This is a genomic window from Acetobacter estunensis, from assembly GCF_011516945.1.
Lineage (GTDB): Bacteria > Pseudomonadota > Alphaproteobacteria > Acetobacterales > Acetobacteraceae > Acetobacter > Acetobacter estunensis.
This window is the reverse complement of sequence record NZ_WOTH01000005.1, coordinates 82,599-101,743: the sequence shown is the minus strand read 5'-3', so window position 1 is coordinate 101,743 and position 19,145 is coordinate 82,599. Positions and strand designations below refer to the sequence as shown.

Annotated in this window: 15 protein-coding genes; 8 read left to right on the top strand and 7 right to left on the bottom strand. The window is 62.4% G+C overall.

What is annotated here, in order from left to right; translation table 11 throughout:
- Positions 1-21 precede the first annotated feature (21 nt).
- On the bottom strand, positions 22-3,480 hold the full coding sequence (mfd, locus tag GOB87_RS04300; protein ID WP_166313307.1) for a transcription-repair coupling factor: 3,459 nt from the start codon (positions 3,478-3,480) through the stop codon (positions 22-24).
- A gap of 53 nt (positions 3,481-3,533) precedes the next feature.
- Complete coding sequence (locus GOB87_RS04295) at positions 3,534-3,866, bottom strand: succinate dehydrogenase assembly factor 2 (RefSeq protein WP_166313306.1); 333 nt, start codon at positions 3,864-3,866, stop codon at positions 3,534-3,536.
- 117 nt (positions 3,867-3,983) lie between these two features.
- Here GOB87_RS04295 and recG point away from each other — a divergent pair, with 117 nt between their 5' ends.
- Together recG and GOB87_RS04285 are read left to right on the top strand one after the other, a co-directional pair.
- A complete protein-coding gene (recG, locus tag GOB87_RS04290) occupies positions 3,984-6,107 on the top strand; it encodes an ATP-dependent DNA helicase RecG (protein WP_242006155.1) in 2,124 nt (707 codons plus the stop codon).
- Between the two features lie 160 nt (positions 6,108-6,267).
- Positions 6,268-7,929: a putative bifunctional diguanylate cyclase/phosphodiesterase gene (locus tag GOB87_RS04285; protein ID WP_166313304.1), complete on the top strand. Its 1,662-nt coding sequence runs from the start codon at positions 6,268-6,270 to the stop codon at positions 7,927-7,929.
- Positions 7,930-7,971: 42 nt separating this feature from the next.
- On the opposite strand, the gene GOB87_RS04280 is transcribed toward GOB87_RS04285, so the two are convergent.
- Positions 7,972-8,961 (bottom strand): lipid A deacylase LpxR family protein, encoded by a 990-nt coding sequence (locus GOB87_RS04280; RefSeq protein WP_166313303.1) that lies wholly within the window; start codon positions 8,959-8,961, stop codon positions 7,972-7,974.
- Between the two features lie 448 nt (positions 8,962-9,409).
- Between GOB87_RS04280 and GOB87_RS16940 the strand changes: the two genes are divergently transcribed.
- Positions 9,410-10,120: a cold-shock protein gene (locus tag GOB87_RS16940; protein WP_166313302.1), complete on the top strand. Its 711-nt coding sequence runs from the start codon at positions 9,410-9,412 to the stop codon at positions 10,118-10,120.
- 117 nt (positions 10,121-10,237) lie between these two features.
- On the opposite strand, the gene smpB is transcribed toward GOB87_RS16940, so the two are convergent.
- The 4 genes from smpB to GOB87_RS04255 all read right to left on the bottom strand — a co-directional run bounded on the left by smpB (position 10,238) and on the right by GOB87_RS04255 (position 13,323).
- Positions 10,238-10,738, bottom strand: coding sequence for an SsrA-binding protein SmpB (gene smpB / locus GOB87_RS04270; protein ID WP_166313301.1), 501 nt, complete (start codon positions 10,736-10,738; stop codon positions 10,238-10,240).
- A gap of 3 nt (positions 10,739-10,741) precedes the next feature.
- Positions 10,742-11,635, bottom strand: coding sequence for a 4-hydroxy-tetrahydrodipicolinate synthase (dapA, locus tag GOB87_RS04265; RefSeq protein WP_166313346.1), 894 nt, complete (start codon positions 11,633-11,635; stop codon positions 10,742-10,744).
- Positions 11,636-11,710: 75 nt separating this feature from the next.
- The gene (locus GOB87_RS04260; protein WP_264805933.1) at positions 11,711-12,586 is read right to left on the bottom strand and encodes a prephenate dehydratase; all 876 of its coding nucleotides are present in this window, start codon (positions 12,584-12,586) and stop codon (positions 11,711-11,713) included.
- A complete protein-coding gene (locus GOB87_RS04255) occupies positions 12,583-13,323 on the bottom strand; it encodes a 3-deoxy-manno-octulosonate cytidylyltransferase (protein ID WP_166313300.1) in 741 nt (246 codons plus the stop codon). The genes GOB87_RS04260 and GOB87_RS04255 overlap by 4 nt, the downstream gene beginning before the upstream one ends.
- A gap of 156 nt (positions 13,324-13,479) precedes the next feature.
- Between GOB87_RS04255 and GOB87_RS04250 the strand changes: the two genes are divergently transcribed.
- The 5 genes from GOB87_RS04250 to GOB87_RS04230 all read left to right on the top strand — a co-directional run bounded on the left by GOB87_RS04250 (position 13,480) and on the right by GOB87_RS04230 (position 19,042).
- Complete coding sequence (locus GOB87_RS04250) at positions 13,480-13,953, top strand: c-type cytochrome (protein WP_166313299.1); 474 nt, start codon at positions 13,480-13,482, stop codon at positions 13,951-13,953.
- Positions 13,954-13,983: 30 nt separating this feature from the next.
- Positions 13,984-14,784, top strand: a complete 801-nt coding sequence (locus tag GOB87_RS04245) for an inositol monophosphatase family protein (RefSeq protein ID WP_166313298.1) — start codon at positions 13,984-13,986, stop codon at positions 14,782-14,784.
- 198 nt (positions 14,785-14,982) lie between these two features.
- Positions 14,983-16,239, top strand: a complete 1,257-nt coding sequence (serA, locus tag GOB87_RS04240; protein WP_166313297.1) for a phosphoglycerate dehydrogenase — start codon at positions 14,983-14,985, stop codon at positions 16,237-16,239.
- Positions 16,240-16,263: 24 nt separating this feature from the next.
- A complete protein-coding gene (locus GOB87_RS04235) occupies positions 16,264-17,751 on the top strand; it encodes a YifB family Mg chelatase-like AAA ATPase (RefSeq protein WP_166313296.1) in 1,488 nt (495 codons plus the stop codon).
- 139 nt (positions 17,752-17,890) lie between these two features.
- Positions 17,891-19,042, top strand: a complete 1,152-nt coding sequence (locus GOB87_RS04230) for a TonB family protein (RefSeq protein WP_166313295.1) — start codon at positions 17,891-17,893, stop codon at positions 19,040-19,042.
- Positions 19,043-19,145: the final 103 nt, after the last annotated feature.

Sequence of the window (19,145 nt, the reverse complement as noted above, 5' to 3'; positions counted from 1 at the left end):
TCTAGCAAATGCCGGCCTCCCTCACCTCACCAGCTTCGCCAACCCTCCCACAACCTTGCGCGCCAGTTTGATCCGCTGCGCATTCGTCAGTTCCCGCACCACAGCCAGCTTGTGGTCGGGACGGAGACGGGCTGCACCGTCCTTCCAGTTCGTGATCCAGCGGATAAGGCCCTCCGGATTGGCGAAGCTGTTGCCGCGGAACTGAAGCACCATACCCTTCGGCCCGGCTTCCAGTCGCTCAATCCCGGCCTCACGACAGAAGCGCTTGAGCGCCACAACATCGAGCAGGTTCTTGAGTTCTGGTGGCACCTCACCAAAGCGATCCACCAGTTCGGCTTCCATCGCCTCATCTTCCGCCTCGGACGCAAGCGCACTGATGCGACGATACAGGCCCAGCCGCACCGGAAGATCCGTGACATACGTGTCAGGAATCAGCACCGGCAGGCCAAGCACGATAGTAGGTGTCCAGTCGCGATCCTGCGATTTCGCGCGGCCTTTCTCCGCGCGCAGATCAGCCACGGCATCCTGCAACATCTGCTGATACAATTCGATGCCAACCTCGCGGATATGGCCCGACTGCTCCTCACCCAACAGATTGCCCGCGCCACGCAAGTCCAGATCGTGGGATGCCAGCGTGAAGCCTGCGCCCAGCGTGTCGAGCGTCTGCATGATCTCCAGCCGCTTCTGGGCCGAAGCCGACAGCACATGCGTCTGCGGCCACGTGAGATAGGCATAGCCACGCTGCTTGCCGCGCCCGACGCGCCCACGAAGCTGATAGAGTTGTCCCAGCCCGAACATGTCGGCCCGGTGGATGATGAGCGTGTTGACGGTGGGCATATCCAGCCCGCTCTCCACAATATTGGTGGAGAGCAGGATGTCGTATTTCCCGTCCGCGAACTCCGTCATCACGCGCTCAAGCTCGGTCGCGGACAACTGCCCGTGCGCTTTCACCACTTTCGCATCCGGCACGATATCCGCCAGACGCTCGGCCAAGCGGTCCAGATCCTCGATGCGTGGCGCCACACAGAACGTCTGACCGCCCCGGAAGCGCTCGCGCTGGATGGCTTCGCGAATCACCACGCTGTCGAACGGCATGATGAAGGTCCGCACGGCCAGACGGTCGGTTGGGGGCGTGGCTATCAGGCTCATCTCACGCACACCGGAGAGCGAAAGCTGAAGCGTGCGCGGCAGCGGTGTGGCGGAGAGCGTCAACACATGCACGCCTTCACGCAACGCCTTGAGCTTCTCCTTGTGGGAAACGCCAAAATGCTGCTCCTCATCGATGATGAGCAGCCCCAGATCGGCAAACTTCACCGTCTTGGCAAGCAGCGCGTGTGTGCCGATCACGATGTTGACGCTGCCATCCGTGAGGCCCTTACGCACCTCGGTCGCCTGTTTGGGCGTGACCATGCGTGAAAGCTGCACCACATGAATGGGGAAACCCTCGAAGCGTGTCTCGAATGTACGGAAATGCTGCCGTGCCAGCAGCGTGGTCGGCACCACGACGGCCACCTGCACGCCTGACATCGCGGCGATGAATGCAGCCCTGAGCGCCACCTCGGTCTTGCCAAAGCCCACATCGCCACACACCAGACGGTCCATCGGCCGGCCGGAGGAAAGGTCTTCCACCACATCGGCAATGGCGCGGGCCTGATCGTCCGTCTCCACGAAGGGGAAACGGGCGCAGAACTCTTCCCACATGCCCTCCGGAGTCATGAAAGCCGGTGCCTCAAGAAGCGCGCGAGCGGCGGCTGTGCGGATCAACGCACCCGCCATATCGCGGATGCGCTCCTTCATCTTCGCTTTACGGCTCTGCCACGCAACACCGCCCAGCTTGTCGAGCGCCACACCGGCCTGATCGGAGCCGAAACGGCTCAGAAGCTCAATGTTCTCCACGGGGAGGTAGAGCTTCTGGCCGCCATCATAGAGGAGGCGCAGACAGTCATGCGGCGCCACGCCGACACTGACGGTCTCAAGCCCGTCATAGCGCCCGATGCCGTAATCCTGATGCACCACGAGATCGCCTTCCGTGATCTCGCCCGCCTCCGCGATCAACTCATCGGCGCGTCGGCGCTTGCGCGCTGGCCGACCGATGCGCTCGCCCAGCAGATCCTGCTCGGAGACCAGCGCCAGATCGTCGCCCACAAAACCACGGTCGATGCCAAACACCAGCAGGCCGACCGGCCCCGGCTTCATGCGGCGCGCGGTCTTCCAGTCGTCAAACGTCTCGACCGGAATGCCGTGCTCCATGAACAACGTGCGGATGCGCTCGCGCGAACCTTTCGTCCACGCGGCAATGTAACAGCGGCGCTTGGTTTCAGCCCACTGGCGGGCGTAATCCTCGACCAGCGCGAAGACTTTTTCACGCTCGCCCTGCGGCGTCAGCTTGGCGAACAGGATGCCGGGACGACCGCCCGCGTCGATCCCCTCCGCGCCGTCAGGTTTAGCGAACGGGCTAAACCGCATGACCGGCAGCCGAGACGTCGCCGCGTCCCATCCCTTGCGATCGAGATAAAGCAGGTGTGGCGGCAGCGCGCGATACGGTGTCTCGCCCTCGCGGGTCGGTTCGCGGCGCGCCTGATAGTGATCCGCGATCATCTCGAACCGGGCGGCAAGAGACTCGTCCACCTGATGATCGAGCGAGAGGGCCGCGTCCGGCATGTAGTCGAACAGCGTTTCCATCTCGGTGTGAAACAGCGGCAGCCAGTGTTCGATGCCGGTGTAGCGACGGCCATCGCTGACGTGTTCATACAGCGCGTCGCTGGCCGCAGCGGGACCGAACTGATCGCGCCATGCGCTGCGGAATCGCGACACACTGTCCGGGTCGAGCGAAAACTCCGAGACGGGCCGCATGGTGAGAGATTTCACGTGCCCAGTGGAACGCTGTGTGCCGGGGTCGAAGTTGCGGATGTTCTCCACTTCGTCCCCGAAAAGGTCGAGCCGGACAGGCTCTGCCTGACCGGCTGGGAAAAGATCGAAAATGCCGCCGCGCGTAGCGAACTCGCCCGGCTCCATCACCGTGTCTGTGCGGGTATAGCCATTGGCGATCAGCAATTCGATCAGAAACGCCTGATCGAGACTTTCTCCCTGCACGATGTCGAGCGACTGACCGCGAAACGCTTCGCGTGGCGGCACACGCTGTATGAGCGCGGACGGAGTGGTGAGCACAATACGGCCCGCAGGCGGCACAGGCTCAAGCAACCGCGTCAGGGTGGCGACACGTTCGGCAATGATGACCGGGTTAGGTGAAACGCGGTCGTACGGCAGACAATCCCACGCGGGAAAACGCAGAACCTGCACGCCCTCCCCCACATAGTCCAGCACGTCACCCAGACGAGAGAGGGCGGCGTCATCACGCGCGACATGCAGCAGCGGGCCTTTGTGTTCCCGCGCACGCCGCGCCAGCAGCAGTCCGTCGAATCCTTCAGGCGCGCCCCAGATGGTGGTGGCGCGTGTGGCGGTGCGTACGTCTGCGTCCATCAATGATGTGTCCGTTCGTCCTGATTCACTACGGCGAGAGCGTGGAAAAGCGCTCAGGCCGTCGCCTCTTTCTTGCCCATGCGTGTCAGCGCGTCATCCACCAGCGCCACGAGCATGGGCGTTTTTTTCTCTTCGGGAATGGACAGCCGTCCGAACAACCAGTCCGTCAGATCCGGGTCGGGCAGTTGGAGCACGTGTTCCATGTCCGCCACCTGCTCCGCATTCATGCCGTTCACATGCCGGTCCACAAAACCGCCAATCAGGATATCGGTCTCGAACGTGCCACGATGCTGGGCGCGGAAGATGAGCCGACGGCGGCGCGCCTCCAGCGATTCCGCGTGATCGTTCCCTGTCTGGGCGGAAGATGCGTTTTCATTCTGTTCCATGGCGCGCCTGTCCTGTAAGCCTTGTGGCCGATGCCTGCCAGCCCGACAAGAAAGGCCGTTGCGCCCTCCGTGTCCAGACCGCTCCCGCAATCGGGATCGCAGGACGGTTCTGCGCGTCTGGAAGTTGAGCCTCGGCCTTTTCCGGTCCCGCCCGTCATCGCCCCTCTTCTCGCCCCGTTGGACACTCTTCCCGGTGTGGGCCCCGCTACCGCAAAACTGCTGGCAAAAGTGACAGGCGGGCGGGCCATCATCGACCTGCTGTTTCACATGCCCGAAAACGTGACGGACCGCAGGCGCCGACCGAAACTGGCCGATGTGGTACCCGGCACCATCGCCACGGTGGACGCCACCATCACCCGTGTCGTCTCACCCGCTCCCAACAGTCGCCAGCCATGGCGCGTGATGCTGGAAGATGACACCGGCGCGCTTGAAGTGGCCTTTTTCTCGCGTTGGCAGGCCCGCAAAGCCGTGGTGGGCAGCAAGGTTCTGGTGTCGGGACGGGTGGACATGTTTGGCGGTCATCCCGTCATCGGCACGCCTGATTTCTTTGCCGCTCCGGGAGAAAAAATCCCACTCCTCGATCCGGTCTGGCCGCTGACCGCAGGCCTGTTTGCCGGACAGGTCCGGGCCGCCATGCGTAAGGCGTTCGCGCTGCTGCCCACCGATCTGCCCGAATGGCAGGACGAGAGCGCGGTCAGACGCCGCCAATGGCCAGACTTCCGCACAACCCTTTTGTGGACCCATTTTCCGGGCGATGTGCCGGAGTTTCTGCAGGGCAATGAGTGGCACGCCGCACGCCGTCGCGCACGCGAACGGCTGGCCGCTGACGAACTTCTGGCATCCCAGCTTGCGCTCCTGCTCGCCCGCCGCGCCAACCGCTCACGGCCGGGCCGCTCTCTCAAAGGCGACGGCCACCTCCAACGCGAAGCCCTGCGCCGATTCGGTCATACCCTGACCGATGCCCAGAAACGCGCCCTGCATGAAATCGATAGGGATCTCGCCGCTCCACGCCGCATGGTGCGGCTGCTTCAGGGCGATGTCGGCGCAGGCAAGACAATGGTGGCGCTGCTCGCCATGCTGCGGGCCGCCGAGGCTGGCGATCAGGCCGCGATCATGGCCCCCACGGAAATCCTCGCCCGCCAGCACTTCGCCACCTTCGAGCGCCTTTCGCCCGTGCCCGTCGTGTTCCTTTCCGGCTCTGTACGTGGCAAGGCGCGTAAGGAAGCGTTGGCAGCCATTACGGATGGCTCGGCCTCCCTGATCGTGGGCACGCACGCACTGGTGCAGGACGCAGTGGAATATCACGACCTCGCGCTCGCCGTGGTGGACGAGCAGCACCGCTTCGGCGTGGGACAGCGCCAGACACTGGGCCAAAAAGGAAAATGCGTGGACATGCTCGTCATGACCGCGACACCGATTCCTCGCACGCTGCTTCTGGCTCATTGGGGCGAAATGGACGTGAGCCGTCTGGACGCCAAACCTGCCGGTCGCAAGCCGATTCACACTTCCGTTCATGGGCTGGACGCTTTCGAAGCCGTGTTGGCAGGGCTGGACCGGGCGCTGGCCTCCGGCGCGCTCATATATTGGGTGTGCCCGCTCGTCAGTGAGAGCGAGACGCTCGACATCGCCGCTGCCGAAGCACGACATGCGGCTCTTGCGGAACATTTCGGCCCCCGAGTGAACGTGGCGTTAGCGCATGGGCAACAGGACATTGCTGTGCGCGAGACTGCACTGGCCGAGTTTGCCGCTGGCCGAAGCCGTGTGCTTGTGGCCACCACCGTGATCGAAGTGGGCGTGGATGTGCCACAGGCCACCGTGATGGTGATCGAGCACGCGGAACGCTTCGGACTGGCCCAGTTGCACCAGTTGCGAGGGCGCGTCGGGCGCGGTGCGGATCAATCTTACTGCCTGCTTCTCCATGGCAGCGAGAAAGGCGCTGTCGCTAAACAGCGTCTGGCGCTTTTGCGGGAGACTGAAGACGGGTTTCTGATCGCGGACGAGGACTTCCGTATGCGCGGAGGAGGCGACGCCACCGGCCGCAGGCAATCCGGGCTTCCGGGTTTCCGACTGGCCATATCGGATGATGAGGACGCGGATTTCTCCGATCTCATTGTGCTGGCGCGCCAGACCGCAGAACTGGAATTGCAGACTTTTCCGACTGATGGCACTCCGCCAGAACGTCTGATCATGCTGCTCTGCCTGTTCGGCAAGGACAATTCCACGCTTGCCATTCAATCGTGATTGCCTGCACAAACCCGTCGCAATCATGCGACGCTTTGATGTACGCGGTTCAATTAAGGCCCCATTTACAGCCGCCTGCTACCACCTGTGCGTATGACGCCGCGCAGGACGAGTTCCCTTTCCGTGACGTCTCCCATGACCATAGAACGGCTGGCGCGGCATGAACGACACATCTTCTCTTCCCACCGATGAAGGGCCGCTGCTCACCCTGCTTGTCCGCTGCGCAGCACAACTTCTCCCCTGTGATGTGGCGTGTGTGCTCGGCTCAGTGGAGCAGGATGAACAGCCGATCGTTCTGTCTCACTCAAAACCTGTGCGCCTGCCTCCCTTCGCACAACTGAAAGAGGCGATGGACGCATCCGTTGACCAGTTAGCTGCGGGCAATGGTGTAAAAGCGGGACAGTTCGCTGAAAAAGTCGGGGAATTCAGCGCATGGGTCTGCAAACCCCTACGGGACGGGAAAGACGACTCTTCTCCGTTTCTGCTCTGCCTCAACCGCTCAGAACAGCCCTTTCCTTCTTCCGCCCTGACGCGGTTGGCCAGCCTCTCTCTTCCGGCCGTCAGCGGTCTTCGGCCACCTGTGCCAGGCAGTTCCGGCATAGCCGATCTCATGCGCTATCTCGACACGCGCATCACGAACCCCGGCATCTCCACAGCCACACCTCTGGCTCTCCTGCGCATCGACCTTGCCCGGATCGGTCCGATCAACGACAGCGACGGCTGGCCTGTCTCTGACGCCCTGATCGGGCAGGCGCACGATATCCTGCACGCAACCACGCCCGATTCCTGCTTTACCGTTCATCTCGGCGGCGGGAGTTTCGCCGTTGTCGTCCCGCTCGAACAGCAGAACGTGGAAGCCGCCAACGAATTGGCCACCACCATCGTGGCACGCATGGAAGCGGCACACAGCCGCCCGGAAAACAGCTTTCCGCTGGAACCTCATATCGGGTGGGCCGCCTTTCCTTTCGATGCACCCGATACCGACACACTGATCGGCTTTGCCAACGCCGCGCTGGCTGGCATTCGCGGACAACGCGGTGGCACGCGGGTCAATCGTGTGGCTCCTGAAATTGGAAAAGTGCATGCCGAACGGGTCGGGCTGGAAGGTGATTTGCGGCACGCCATCGCGGAAGGACATTTTCGCCTCAACTGGCTGCCAGTCCTGGAAACGGCCACGGAACATGTCATTGCGTTTGAGGCGCTGGTTCGGTGGGACCGTAATGGCCACGGAGAGGTCAATCCGCTTGTCTTCCTCGACTGCGCCGAGAGTACCGGCCTTATTGAGGACATCGACACATGGGTGTTGCATCACGCCTGCCAGCAGGCCACCACATGGACTCAACCCCTCGGTCTGAGCATCAACGTCTCGCCAAGCTGGCTGGAAACGGAGCGGGTGGCCGCCAGCATCGGAAGCGCGCTCGAAAAGAGTGGACTTGAACCGGCACGGCTTCAAATCGAACTGTCAGAACGAAGTGGGTTCGACAGACCCGATATCGCTCGCAAGGAACTGGCTCGCATCCGGGCCATGGGCGTGCGGCTGGTGCTGGATGATTTCGGCACGGGCTTCGGGGCGCTGGAAAAGCTGACGAATTATCCGTTCGATCAGGTCAAACTCGACCGAGTGTTCATTCGCAGGCTTGGGCGCGACAGCCGAGTGGAAACCATCCTCCGCTCCACCATCTACATGATCCACGCGCTGAACATGAGTTGCTGCGCCGAAGGCGTGGAAACGGAAGAACAACTCGGTTTCCTCGACGCTCACGGATGCGAGGAAATCCAAGGATACCTCATCGGCCGACCCAGCGTGCAACCGCCCCGGTAAGACGCTCTCGCCTGCCCTCCTGACGGGTGCCTTCCGTCAGGATCAGAATTTCGCGGATGCGTTGAGGGAGCCGTAGTTGAAAAGCCCCGAGCGTGCGGTTGTAAATTCCTGTGTCTGCCAGACTTGGCTGTAGGAAATACGCACGCCGTAGAACATGACGGCCACACCCGCGTGAATCTCGCCCACCACCGGCTTCTTGTCCACATGGGGGGAGTTTTTCAGAGTGGTGTTGCCCTGCAACGTGGCATCATAGGCCACCGCGTCCCCACTCACGCCGCCAAAAATATACCACGGCACCATGCGGGTGGCCTTGTAGGCATCCGTTCCATCAGTTCCCGCCCCGATCGTGGGAACCCCGAAATCACTGTCCAATCCTTGCCCGATACGAAACGTATCCCCCAAGGTACCAGCAATCCGGTAATCGCCCGCACGCGCGGAGGCCGACGGCAACATATCGAAGAAAATGCCATTGGCGCCCCCGATGTTTCCCAGCGGCAGACGCCATGTGCGCCCCATCTGCACCTGAAAGATCACTTGGTTTTTGAGCTGATGGTGCCAGCCGAGATTCTGCGTGTCGCCGATCGCGCCATGAAAGCCGTTCTGAAGCTGACGCGCGCCCGAAGCCGGTCCCATCACGCCCATCTGGATTCCAAAGACGCTGCGTGAAAGATCCGTGTCATTGATGAGGTTAAGCGTGCCCAGCAGAACGCCAGCATAAGGCCGGTCGCGCGAAGATGGAGTCGCGGTCTGGGTATCAGAAGGTGTGAAGATGAGTTGCTGCACTCCCGCACTCACACGCTGCATGCCGCGACCAAGCACAAAACGATTCACGGCCGCCAGCGGTCCGGGAAGATGATCGGTTCGGGAGGTCCAATTGAAGCGCAATCCACTGGTATAATACTGATCCGACGTGCCTTTCAGCGTCGTGACCGCATCGTTCTCACCCTGAAGGGTCCATGTGTTCTGATCGTCCTGCAAGGGCGTGGCGCGCGCTGTCGGGGCGAGGACCGTTCCCACGAGCATGGCAGCCATCACAAGCGTCCGGCTGTTTCTCACTTCCGATGATTGACTGGCTGTCTGCACACTCACACTCCCCGTCCCACATCCTCTGACATCCGGTGTGGTCTTGTCTCGGAGGGCGCGTCAACTGCCGTTTCGTTCATCCGCCCCCACATCGTCCTCAGGGACGCATCCTGTGATGGGAAAAGCTCAAGAAAGTCTCTCCACGCTCCTTTTTTGGCCCGATCTTTCATTAAATTCATCTCGCGGACAGCCGAAATACCAAAAAGACTGTAGCTTTCAGCCGATCGCTTATGCTTTTGTAGGAACGTTCTGGAACGCCAACTGGCTTTCAGGATACCGGCCACCAGGACGAGACATCGTATGTCTCGACAGGGCTTCACCAGAGGCTCAGTTTTCCCGACCCGGAATTGCTTTCACAGGTGGCACATGGCGCCGCCAGACTTCGGGATCAAGACCCTTGAGAAGTAACAGAACCGACCGCAGCTCCCGCTCTCCCCGCCGCGGCGGATTTGACGATGATTTTATGGGCGGCGGCCCCTCGCAGTATGACCGCGGGAACAGCGCCCCCTTCGGTGGAGACCGTGGGGGCTTTGCTCCGCGTCGCCCGGCTGGCGGTGGTGGCCTTCAGGTCGTCGCTACGGGTCCGGAAATTGAAGCCACTGTAAAGTGGTTCAATAGCGAAAAGGGCTTCGGCTTCGTCGAACTCGCCGATGGTAGCGGAGACGTGTTCCTTCACGCCAACGCCCTTTCGCAGGCAGGCCACGACAGCGTGAGCCCCGGCGCCACTCTCATGGTCCGCATCGGACAGGGTCCGAAGGGCCGTCAGGTCGCAGAAGTGATCTCCGTCGATGAGAGCACGGCGCAGCCGGAGCGTCCCCGCGCCCAGTTCGGTGCTGGCCCGCGTGCGGGCGGTTTCGGTGGTGGTCGCGCCCCCCGTCCCGCGCCTGACATGTCGTCAGCCGAGGAAGTCCGTGGCACCGTGAAGTGGTACAACGCCACCAAGGGTTTCGGCTTCATCACGCCGGATCATGGCGGCAAGGACATTTTCGTCCACGCCTCCGCTCTTGAGCGTTCCGGCATTCAGGGGCTGAACGAAGGTCAGGTGACCAACGTGAAGGTGGTGCAGGGCCAGAAGGGTCCGGAAGCCGCTGCCGTTTCGGTTGACTGATCCCGATACTCCTGTCATGAACACGTTCCTTTCGGGATGTGTTCATGAACGGAAAACGCCGCCAGCCTTTTCAGGCTCGCGGCGTTTTTTGTCATTCACACAAAAGAAAAAAGCGACTTAGTAGTCGCCCTTTCCCTTGTTACGCAGCAGGCGCGCCTTGTCGCGTTGCCAGTCTCGCTCGGCAATCGCGTGGCGCTTGTCTTCCTTTTTGCGCCCTTCACCCAGCCCGAGCGTCACTTTCGCCATCCCGCGTTCGTTGAAGTGAATATCGAGTGGCACGAGCGATGCCCCTTCACGCGCCACGGCATTGAGAAGATGCGTCACCTGTCGGGCGTGCAGAAGCAGTTTGCGCGGTGCCTTGGTGTCGAAACGTGAGAGGACTCCCCCCTGATATTCAGGGATGAAGCTGTTGAAGAGCCAGATTTCTCCATTGCGTTCGGCCGCGTACGCTTCCGTAATCGTCGCCCGTCCAAGGCGGAGGCTCTTCACCTCCGGTCCCTTGAGCACAATACCGGCCTCGACGGTTTCCAGAATCGTATAGTTGAAACGTCCCTTCCGATTCTGCGCGGCAATGCCATGCGAAATCATGCCGGACGCTTTCTTGCTTCCTTTTGCCATGGATCAGCCCAGAAGCCCGACATCCGTCAGGGCCAGACGCACAACCTGACGCGCGGGCTCGGAAAGCGGCACCAGAGGAAGACGGGTGTGTTCGCCACACAGACCAAGAAGCGATGCCGCGAACTTCACCGGACCCGGACTCGTTTCACAGAACATCGCGTCATGCAGCGGTAGCAGCCGATCTTGCAGCGCCACGGAATCCTTCGTGCGGCCTTCCCGCCATGCTGTCTGCATCTGGGAACACAACGCAGGCGCGACATTGGACGACACACTGATGCAGCCGTCGCCACCTGCCGCAAGAAACGAGACTGCCGTGCCGTCTTCGCCCGAAATCTGGTTGAAATGCCGCCCTTTGATGGCATGCCGCACCTGCAACGGGCGCAGCAGGTTGGCGGTCGCATCCTTCACGCCCACAATGTTGCCGATCCTGGCCAGTCGCGCCATCGTCTCGACAGAGATATCCACCACCGAGCGGCCGGGAATGTTGTAGAGCACGACAGGGATACTGATCGCATCGGCCACGGCGGCAAAATGCTGGTAGAGTCCTTCCTGCGTCGGCTTGTTGTAATAGGGCGCCACAACCAGCACCGCCGATGCCCCCGCCTTTTCGGCGTGCTTCGCCAGATCAATGGCCTCCGCCGTGCTGTTAGAACCAGCGCCAGCAATCACCGGCACACGACCGGAGGCGACTTTCACCGTACGCTCGACGATCTCGTGATGCTCGGCATGGGAAAGCGTGGGGCTTTCGCCCGTGGTACCAACAGGCACCAGACCCGAGATTCCCTCAGCAATCTGCCACTCGACAAGACGGTCGAAGGACGAAAGATCGAGGGAGCCATCGCGGTTCATCGGTGTGATGAGGGCCGTGATCGCCCCCGTGAACATGGCTTCGGTCATGAGGCTCTTCTTCTTGTGATCCGACGCTGCGACGTCCTGAATGTGGCGTTGGTATGCCACGAAAGCGAGGCCCTGTCAGGCCGCGGCTTTTTGCGCGCGCAACCGGAAAGGAGACTGGGGATAGACACCGAGGATGCTGAAACGCGCGGAAAAGAATTCCAGTTCCGCCAGAGCCTGCTTCAGGCCCGGACGGTCAGGCCGCCCTTCCACGTCCAGCAGGAACTGGGTGGCCGCGAACGATCCGTCAAGCATGTAGCTTTCAAGCCGCGTCATGTTCACCCCGTTCGTCGCGAAACCACCCAGCACCTTGTAGAGAGCACCGGGCTCGTTGCGGACGCTGAACAGCACCGTGGTCATGACGGGGCCTGCGTCGAAAACGGCCAAAGGCTCCCGGGCCGCCACATAAAACCGCGTGGTGTTGTGCGTGGCGTCTTCCACATTGCGACGCAGGATTTCCAATCCGTTCAGTTCGGCCGCCAGTTCTGAGGCCACAGCCACATCCTCGGGGCGTCCCCACTGGGCCACCATCTCCGCAGCCCCAGCCGTGTCGAACTCCGCAACGGGGGTCAGATCCAGATCGCGGATCAGATCCCGCACCTGCGCCAACGCCACCGGATGCGTATGCAGGCGCTTTGCCTGCTCAATGGTCGTGCCGGGCACCCCCATCAGACAGTGTTCCACACGCTGGAAATGCTCCGCCACGATGTGCAACCCCGACTCGGGCAGCAACGCATGGATGTCCGGCACCCGTCCCGCAAGATTATTCTCGCAGGCGAGCATGGCCAGATCCGCGCGTCCGTCATGCACGGCGGCAATAGCGTCCGCAAAGGTTGCGCACGGCACGGTTTCCCATCCCGGATAGGCTGTCCGACACGAAAGATCGGAATAGGCGCCCGGACGCCCCTGAAACGCAATGCGCCCCGGAACGGGGCCGATTACGGTGCCGGTCACGACACACCTCCCAACATGCGCCGCGCGCGCTCCAGATCGGCTGGAGTGTCCACACCGAACGGCGCCTGCGCCACCCGCGCGCAACCAATGACCATACCAGCTTCAAGCGCGCGCAACTGCTCCAGTTTTTCCCGTCGTTCGAGCAACCCTTCGGGCAAGGCCACGAACTGCTCAAGCGCAGAGCGCCGCCACGCATAGACACCGATATGGTGCCACAATTCTCCCGCGCCCCATGGAATGACGGCACGAGAAAAATAGAGTGCACGGGCCGTCTGCGCCTCTGGAGCAAAGGCACAAGCGACTTTCACCACAGAGTTGGCGCCTGCTTCCTCTGCGTCCCGAATGGGCGACACCAACGTGCCTATATCTATGGCCGCGTCATCCAATGGACGAAGCGCGGCTTGTAGAGTTGCCGGATCAAGTCCCGGCAGATCACCCTGAAGGTTGATAATGATGTTGTGTTGTCCCTGCGGGTCGAGGGCGCGCGCCGCGTGATGCACACGGTCCGAACCGGAAGGAAGATCGGGTGGCGTGAGCACAACCTCCCCTCCTGCGCTGCGCACTGCATCCGCAATCTCGACCTCGGCCGCCGCCACGACCACACGCCCGACGCCCGCGCGCTGCGCCCGTTCCACAACGTGAAGGATCATCGGACGTCCGGCGATGTCCGCCAGCGGCTTTCCGGGCAGCCGGGAGGACGCCATGCGGGCCGGGATCAGGATAAGGGGAGAAGCCATGAGAAAAGGTCGCGAAACACCGTCAGCCGGCAGGAAACAGCGCAAAACCGCCGGCGGCTTCACAGGAAGCGCAGCGCACTCTAGAAAAGACGTCCCACCTACGCAACAGCGTCCGCCGTGCCGCCTGTCGGCTCTCTTGCGGACATGCGGAGAAAAATGGACTTTTCGACTGCCAATCGCGGCGCATTCGCTCTTCTTCTTGTCGCCTGCGCAATGGGCGTCTCCTGGATGGGGGGAGCGCTGGCCATCCCGCCTCTCTCAGCCACTGCTCCGGCACAGGCCGCATCTTCACAGAAAGAGGACGCAACACCTCTCCCTGCGGGTGACCCCAACCGTGGCATGACTCTCGCCACCGAAAGCTGCGCGGCCTGTCATTCGCTCACGCCCGGCGTAAAAGACAGTGTAGGCCCCGAACTGAGCGGAGTGTTCGGCCGCAAGATCGGCTCTCTCCCGGACTATCCCTACTCACAGGCGCTTCACTCGCAAAACGGCACATGGGATGAGGCGGCTCTCAACCGCTGGCTTCGTGATCCGGCCACCTTTGCGCCCGGAACCCGCATGTCGTTTCCCGGCTTGCCCTCCGCTGCAGATCGGGCCGATATCATCGCGTGGCTGAAAGACCGAAGCTGATTCTTTCTCCTTTCTGAGCGGAGCCTCGTTATGTCGCACGATCTCGATACCTTCGCTGCTACGGCCAACGCTCTGGCGGATGTCGCGGGAACCGTTATCCGCCCGTGGTTTCGCACCTCTGTCGGCATCGATGACAAGGCGGACGAAAGCCCCGTCACCATCGCGGATCGTACAGCCGAGCGTGTCATGCGCGCTGTGCTGGCCGAGCGGCATCCCGATCACGCCATTCTGGGTGAGGAATTCGGGTTGCACGCGGGCAACTCCGACTGGCAATGGACGCTCGATCCTATCGATGGAACACGGGCTTTCATCACAGGCCGCCCGACATTCGGCACGCTGATTTCCCTCTCGCACGCAGGCACACCTGTCATCGGCGTGATCGACCAGCCCATCACAGGCGAGCGCTGGATTGGTGTAGCCGGACGCGGAACCCTGTTTCGTCCCGGTTTTGGCAGTCTTGCCGCCCCCCACGTCATTCGCACCCGGGCCTGCGCGAGTCTGGCACAGGCCGATCTGTCCTGCACCGCCGTCGAAATGCTGGAAGACGCACCGCGCCCCACATGGAAACAGCTCAAGGCCGCCGTCCACCGCGTAAGCTGGGGCGGTGACTGCTACGCCTACGGCCTTCTGGCGCTGGGCCAGATCGACGTCATTGCCGAATGCACCATGAAGCCCTGGGACTGGGCGGCTCTCGTACCGGTTATCGAAGGCGCGGGCGGTCGTGTGACCGACTGGAACGGCCAGATTCTCCGCGCCGATGGAGACGGAACCGTTCTGGCTGTGGGCAACCCGGCACTTCTGGATGCGGCCGTTAGCTGCCTGAAAGAATAAAAGCGGCCCCTGAATTTCCGCTTTGGGGAAATCGTGCTATGGAGCCGCTCCCGCCGGTCGAGATGCCAGAACCGATCGCAGCCTGGAGACATGCCGCGTTCAGCGGCTAAGGCCCGTCCCGGATAAAATCCGGGTGCGCCGTGCCAACCAGACTGGCCTTTGGCGCAGGGGCCGCTGCAACAGTCACGAGCAAAACGCATGACTCCTCATCTTTCTCTCTCGAAAGACAAGATTCGCATCCTGCTCCTCGAGGGCGTGCATGACAGCGCAGTCGCCCTTCTGAAGGCCAGCGGCTATGAGAATGTCACCCGTCACAAGGGCGCTCTCGAAGGCGAGGCCCTGCGCCACGCCCTCGAAGGTGTGCATGTTGTGGGCATCCGCTCGCGCACCCAGCTCACCCGTGAGGTGATTGAAAGCGCGGATCGTCTGTTCGCCATCGGCTGTTTTTGCATCGGCACCAATCAGGTGGATCTGAAAGCTGCGCGCGAGCATGGCATTCCGGTGTTCAATGCTCCCTACAGCAACACCCGCTCGGTGGCTGAACTCGTCATGGGCGAGATCGTGATGCTGCTGCGCCGGATCTTCCCACGTTCGGTCGGCTGTCACGAAGGTCTGTGGAACAAGTCCGCCACCAATAGCTGGGAAGTACGCGGCAAGACTCTGGGCATCGTGGGCTATGGCTCCATTGGCTCCCAGCTTTCCGTTCTGGCCGAAGCCTTCGGCATGCGCGTGATCTACTACGATGTGGTGGACAAGCTCGGCCACGGCAACGCGACCGCCTGCGACAGCCTTGAGACGCTGCTGGGCGAGAGCGATGTGGTCAGCCTGCATGTGCCACAGCTCCCCAGCACAAAGAACATGATTGGTGCCGAGCAGATCGCGCAGATGAAGCCCGGCTCGTTCCTCATCAACAACGCCCGTGGCAATGTCGTGGACCTCGATGCCGCCGCCGATGCCCTGAAATCGGGGCATCTCCTCGGCGCCGCCATCGACGTGTTCCCCGTCGAGCCCAAGGGTCCGAACGAGCGCTTCAACTCGCCGCTTCAGGGTCTGGATAACGTCATCCTCTCCCCGCATATCGGTGGCTCCACGGCGGAAGCACAAGAGCGCATCGGCGTGGAAGTGGCGCGCAAGCTGGTGGAATACTCCGATGTGGGCGCAACGCTGGGAGCGACGAACTTTCCCGGCGTGCAGCTTCCGCAAAGCCCGCGCGGCACCCGTTTCATGCACGTCCACCACAACCTTCCAGGGGCGATGTCGAAGCTTAACGACATCTTCTCACGTGAAAACTGCAACGTGACGGCCCAGTATCTCCAGACGGATGGAGAGGTCGGCTACGTGGTGATTGACGCCGAGACAGGCGGCAACAACACGGACAAGGACGAGCGTCTGCTCGAAGAACTGCGTAAGCTGCCGGGAACCATCCGCGCACGCCTGCTCTATCAGGGGCACTGACGCCCACAATCCGACGCGAAGGCGATGATCAACACACGAGTCCGCGCCTTCGCGTTTTCCGGCATCGAAGCCGTGCCGGTCTGGGTCGAGGTCCAGATCGCGAACGGTCTGCCCGCGTTCCTGATCGTCGGCCTGCCCGATAAAGCCGTGGGCGAAGCCCGCGAGCGCGTCCGGGCGGCGCTGACGTCCATGGGGCTCGGCCTTCCTCCAAAGCGTATTCTCGTCAATCTCGTCCCGGCCGACCTGCTCAAGGAAGGCTCGCATTTCGATCTTCCCATGGCGCTTGCCCTGCTCTGCGCCATGGATGTACTGCCCATCGAAGAGATTGGACGCTACGCCACCCTTGGGGAACTTTCCCTCGATGGCCGCATCAACCGCGTTCCGGGAGTGACGTCCGCCTCTCTCGAGGCCGCCGCGATGAATCTTGGCCTGATCTGCCCTGCCGTGCAGGCCACCGAGGCCCTTTATGGCGGCAATCCCGACATTCTCGCGGCCCCCGATCTGTCCTCGCTTGTCAGCCATTTCCGGGGCCAGCAGGTTCTCTCTCCACCGGACCTGGCGGCATTGCCAGAGGCGGCACCGGACGGTCTCGATATGGCCGACGTCAAAGGAATGGAGGTTGGCCGCCGTGCGCTGGAGATTGCAGCGGCGGGCGGTCACTCGATCCTGCTGTGCGGACCGCCCGGTTCGGGCAAATCCATGCTCGCAGCCCGGCTTCCCGGCCTTCTGCCAGACCTGACCGCCGCTGAGTTCCTTGAAGTCACACGCATCTACAGCGCTGCCGGGCTGATGTCTCCGGGACGGCGGCCCGTTTTCCGCGATCCGCATCATTCCGCCAGCCAGCCGGCACTGGTCGGAGGCGGCGCACGCGCCAAGCCGGGCGAGATCAGCCTTGCCCATCGTGGCGTCCTCTTTCTGGACGAACTGCCCGAATTCTCGCGCCAGACGCTCGAATCCCTGCGTCAGCCTCTGGAAACCGGGCAGACGTCCATCGCGCGCGCCGCCGTGCATGTGACCTACCCCGCGCGCTTCCAGTTTGTCGCGGCCATGAATCCCTGTCGTTGCGGTTATCTGGGTGACGCCAGCCGTGCATGTCGCAAAGCCCCTCGCTGCGGGGAGGATTATGTAGGCCGCATTTCGGGACCGCTGCTCGACCGTATCGATCTGTGGGTCGATGTGCAGCCACTCTCCCCCGTCGAGATGATGACGGCCCCGCAAGGCGAACCTACTGCCCCTATCGCCGCGCGCGTGGCGGCGGCCCGTGCCCGGCAGGCTGCGCGCGGCCAGACTGTCCGTAACGCCGAGGCCTCTCCAGACGGTTTTGCGCTGGACGACCCGGCGCGTGCGCTCCTCACCGATGTCGCACGACGCCTGCGTCTGTCAGCCCGCGCTTTCACCCGTCTGCTGCGTGTGGCACGAACGATTGCCGATCTGGAAGGAAATGACACAATCCTGCGTCACCATGTTGCGGAAGCCGCCGGATTTCGGCATCGCCATCATGGCGGCGCATGATCGACACTCGTTTTCCGCTCTGCCTGTTACATTCGGACAGCATTGGCCGGGTGGCTTCCGCGCCTGCGGAGTGGCAGGTTGTGTGCGTCGCGAAACGCGATGATTTCGCCCTCCCCTGCACGGAGACCGATTCCACCTCATGACGGCGCAGAACAGGCCTTCCGCCCGGCAGGGGAATCGCAAGGACCCCGTCCTCTTCCCCACCCGTGATACACCTCGTACGGCTCCGCCCCGGCAACCCGTCGAGATGGACACGGATCGCCCCCGTCTCGGTGCCGGTCTTCTTGTGCCGGTCAGTGCCGGATATCGCCGTCTCCGAGCAGCACGCACCGCGCTGACGCCACGTCAGATCATCGCCGATCCCGACATCATGAGCGTCCTACTGGTGTCGGTGGCACTGCATGCGCTGCTTTTCGCCGTCGCGGCATGGCTCGCCGCCCATCACCAGCCGCGCGGCAATCCGCAGGCGGAGGCAACCGGCGCCGTGGACATGATGTTCGTCACCCCCCCGGCAGAAAGCGGCATGAAGGGCGAACATTCGGATGATGCGGCCGGAGGCAATCAGGCCGCCCAGTCCTCCCAAAGCAGCGAGAGCCAGCCCGAACAGGCCGAAGACTCGGAAGGTGCCACCCGCCCCACGGCGGAAACGCCAGCGGCTCCTCCCGTTCCGGAAGCTTCATCCAACGAGAACTTTCCCAAACCCACGAATGAGGCCGCCCCCATCACGCCCGCCGCCAACCATACCGGACAGGGCAGCCGCAAGACGACCAAGCAGGCTCCGCACCGCCAGTCGATGCAGCACGCACAACGCCCCCAGCACGCGCCTTCGCCGTTCGACTCGCTGACAAATCTTTCACTCGATCAGTCTTCCGCCCCACCTCGCGCAAAGCGACAGGGCCGCACCGGCGGCAGTGGTGGTCCGATTGATCTCTCCATCGGTCCGATGGTCAGCAACGGCAAACTGAACGCACCCTATGCCACGCGCACAACCACCCGCGGCGTGAGCGACGATTACAGCGAAGACGTGGATCGCTGGATCCGCCGTCATATGTATTATCCCGAGGAAGCGGCGGAAAACGGGGAAGAAGGGCCGTCTTCGGTGCATGTGGTGATCGACCGCAGCGGCCGTGTCCGCTTCGTGCGCCTGACCAACCAGTCCGGATCCTATCTTCTGGACGCTGCCACAACGGGCATGTTCCGCGCGGCACAACTCCCGCCTGTGCCACCCAATGTGCCCGGCGATCACTTCGATCTGGATGTCACCATCAACTATATCCTCATCCGTCGCTGAGACGTGTGAGGTGGCGGGGCTGTCGTACACCCCACAAGAAAGCTAGACTGAGAACGAACGGTCCGGTCACCCCGATCTCCCACCGCCGGGAAAGCGGAGATCG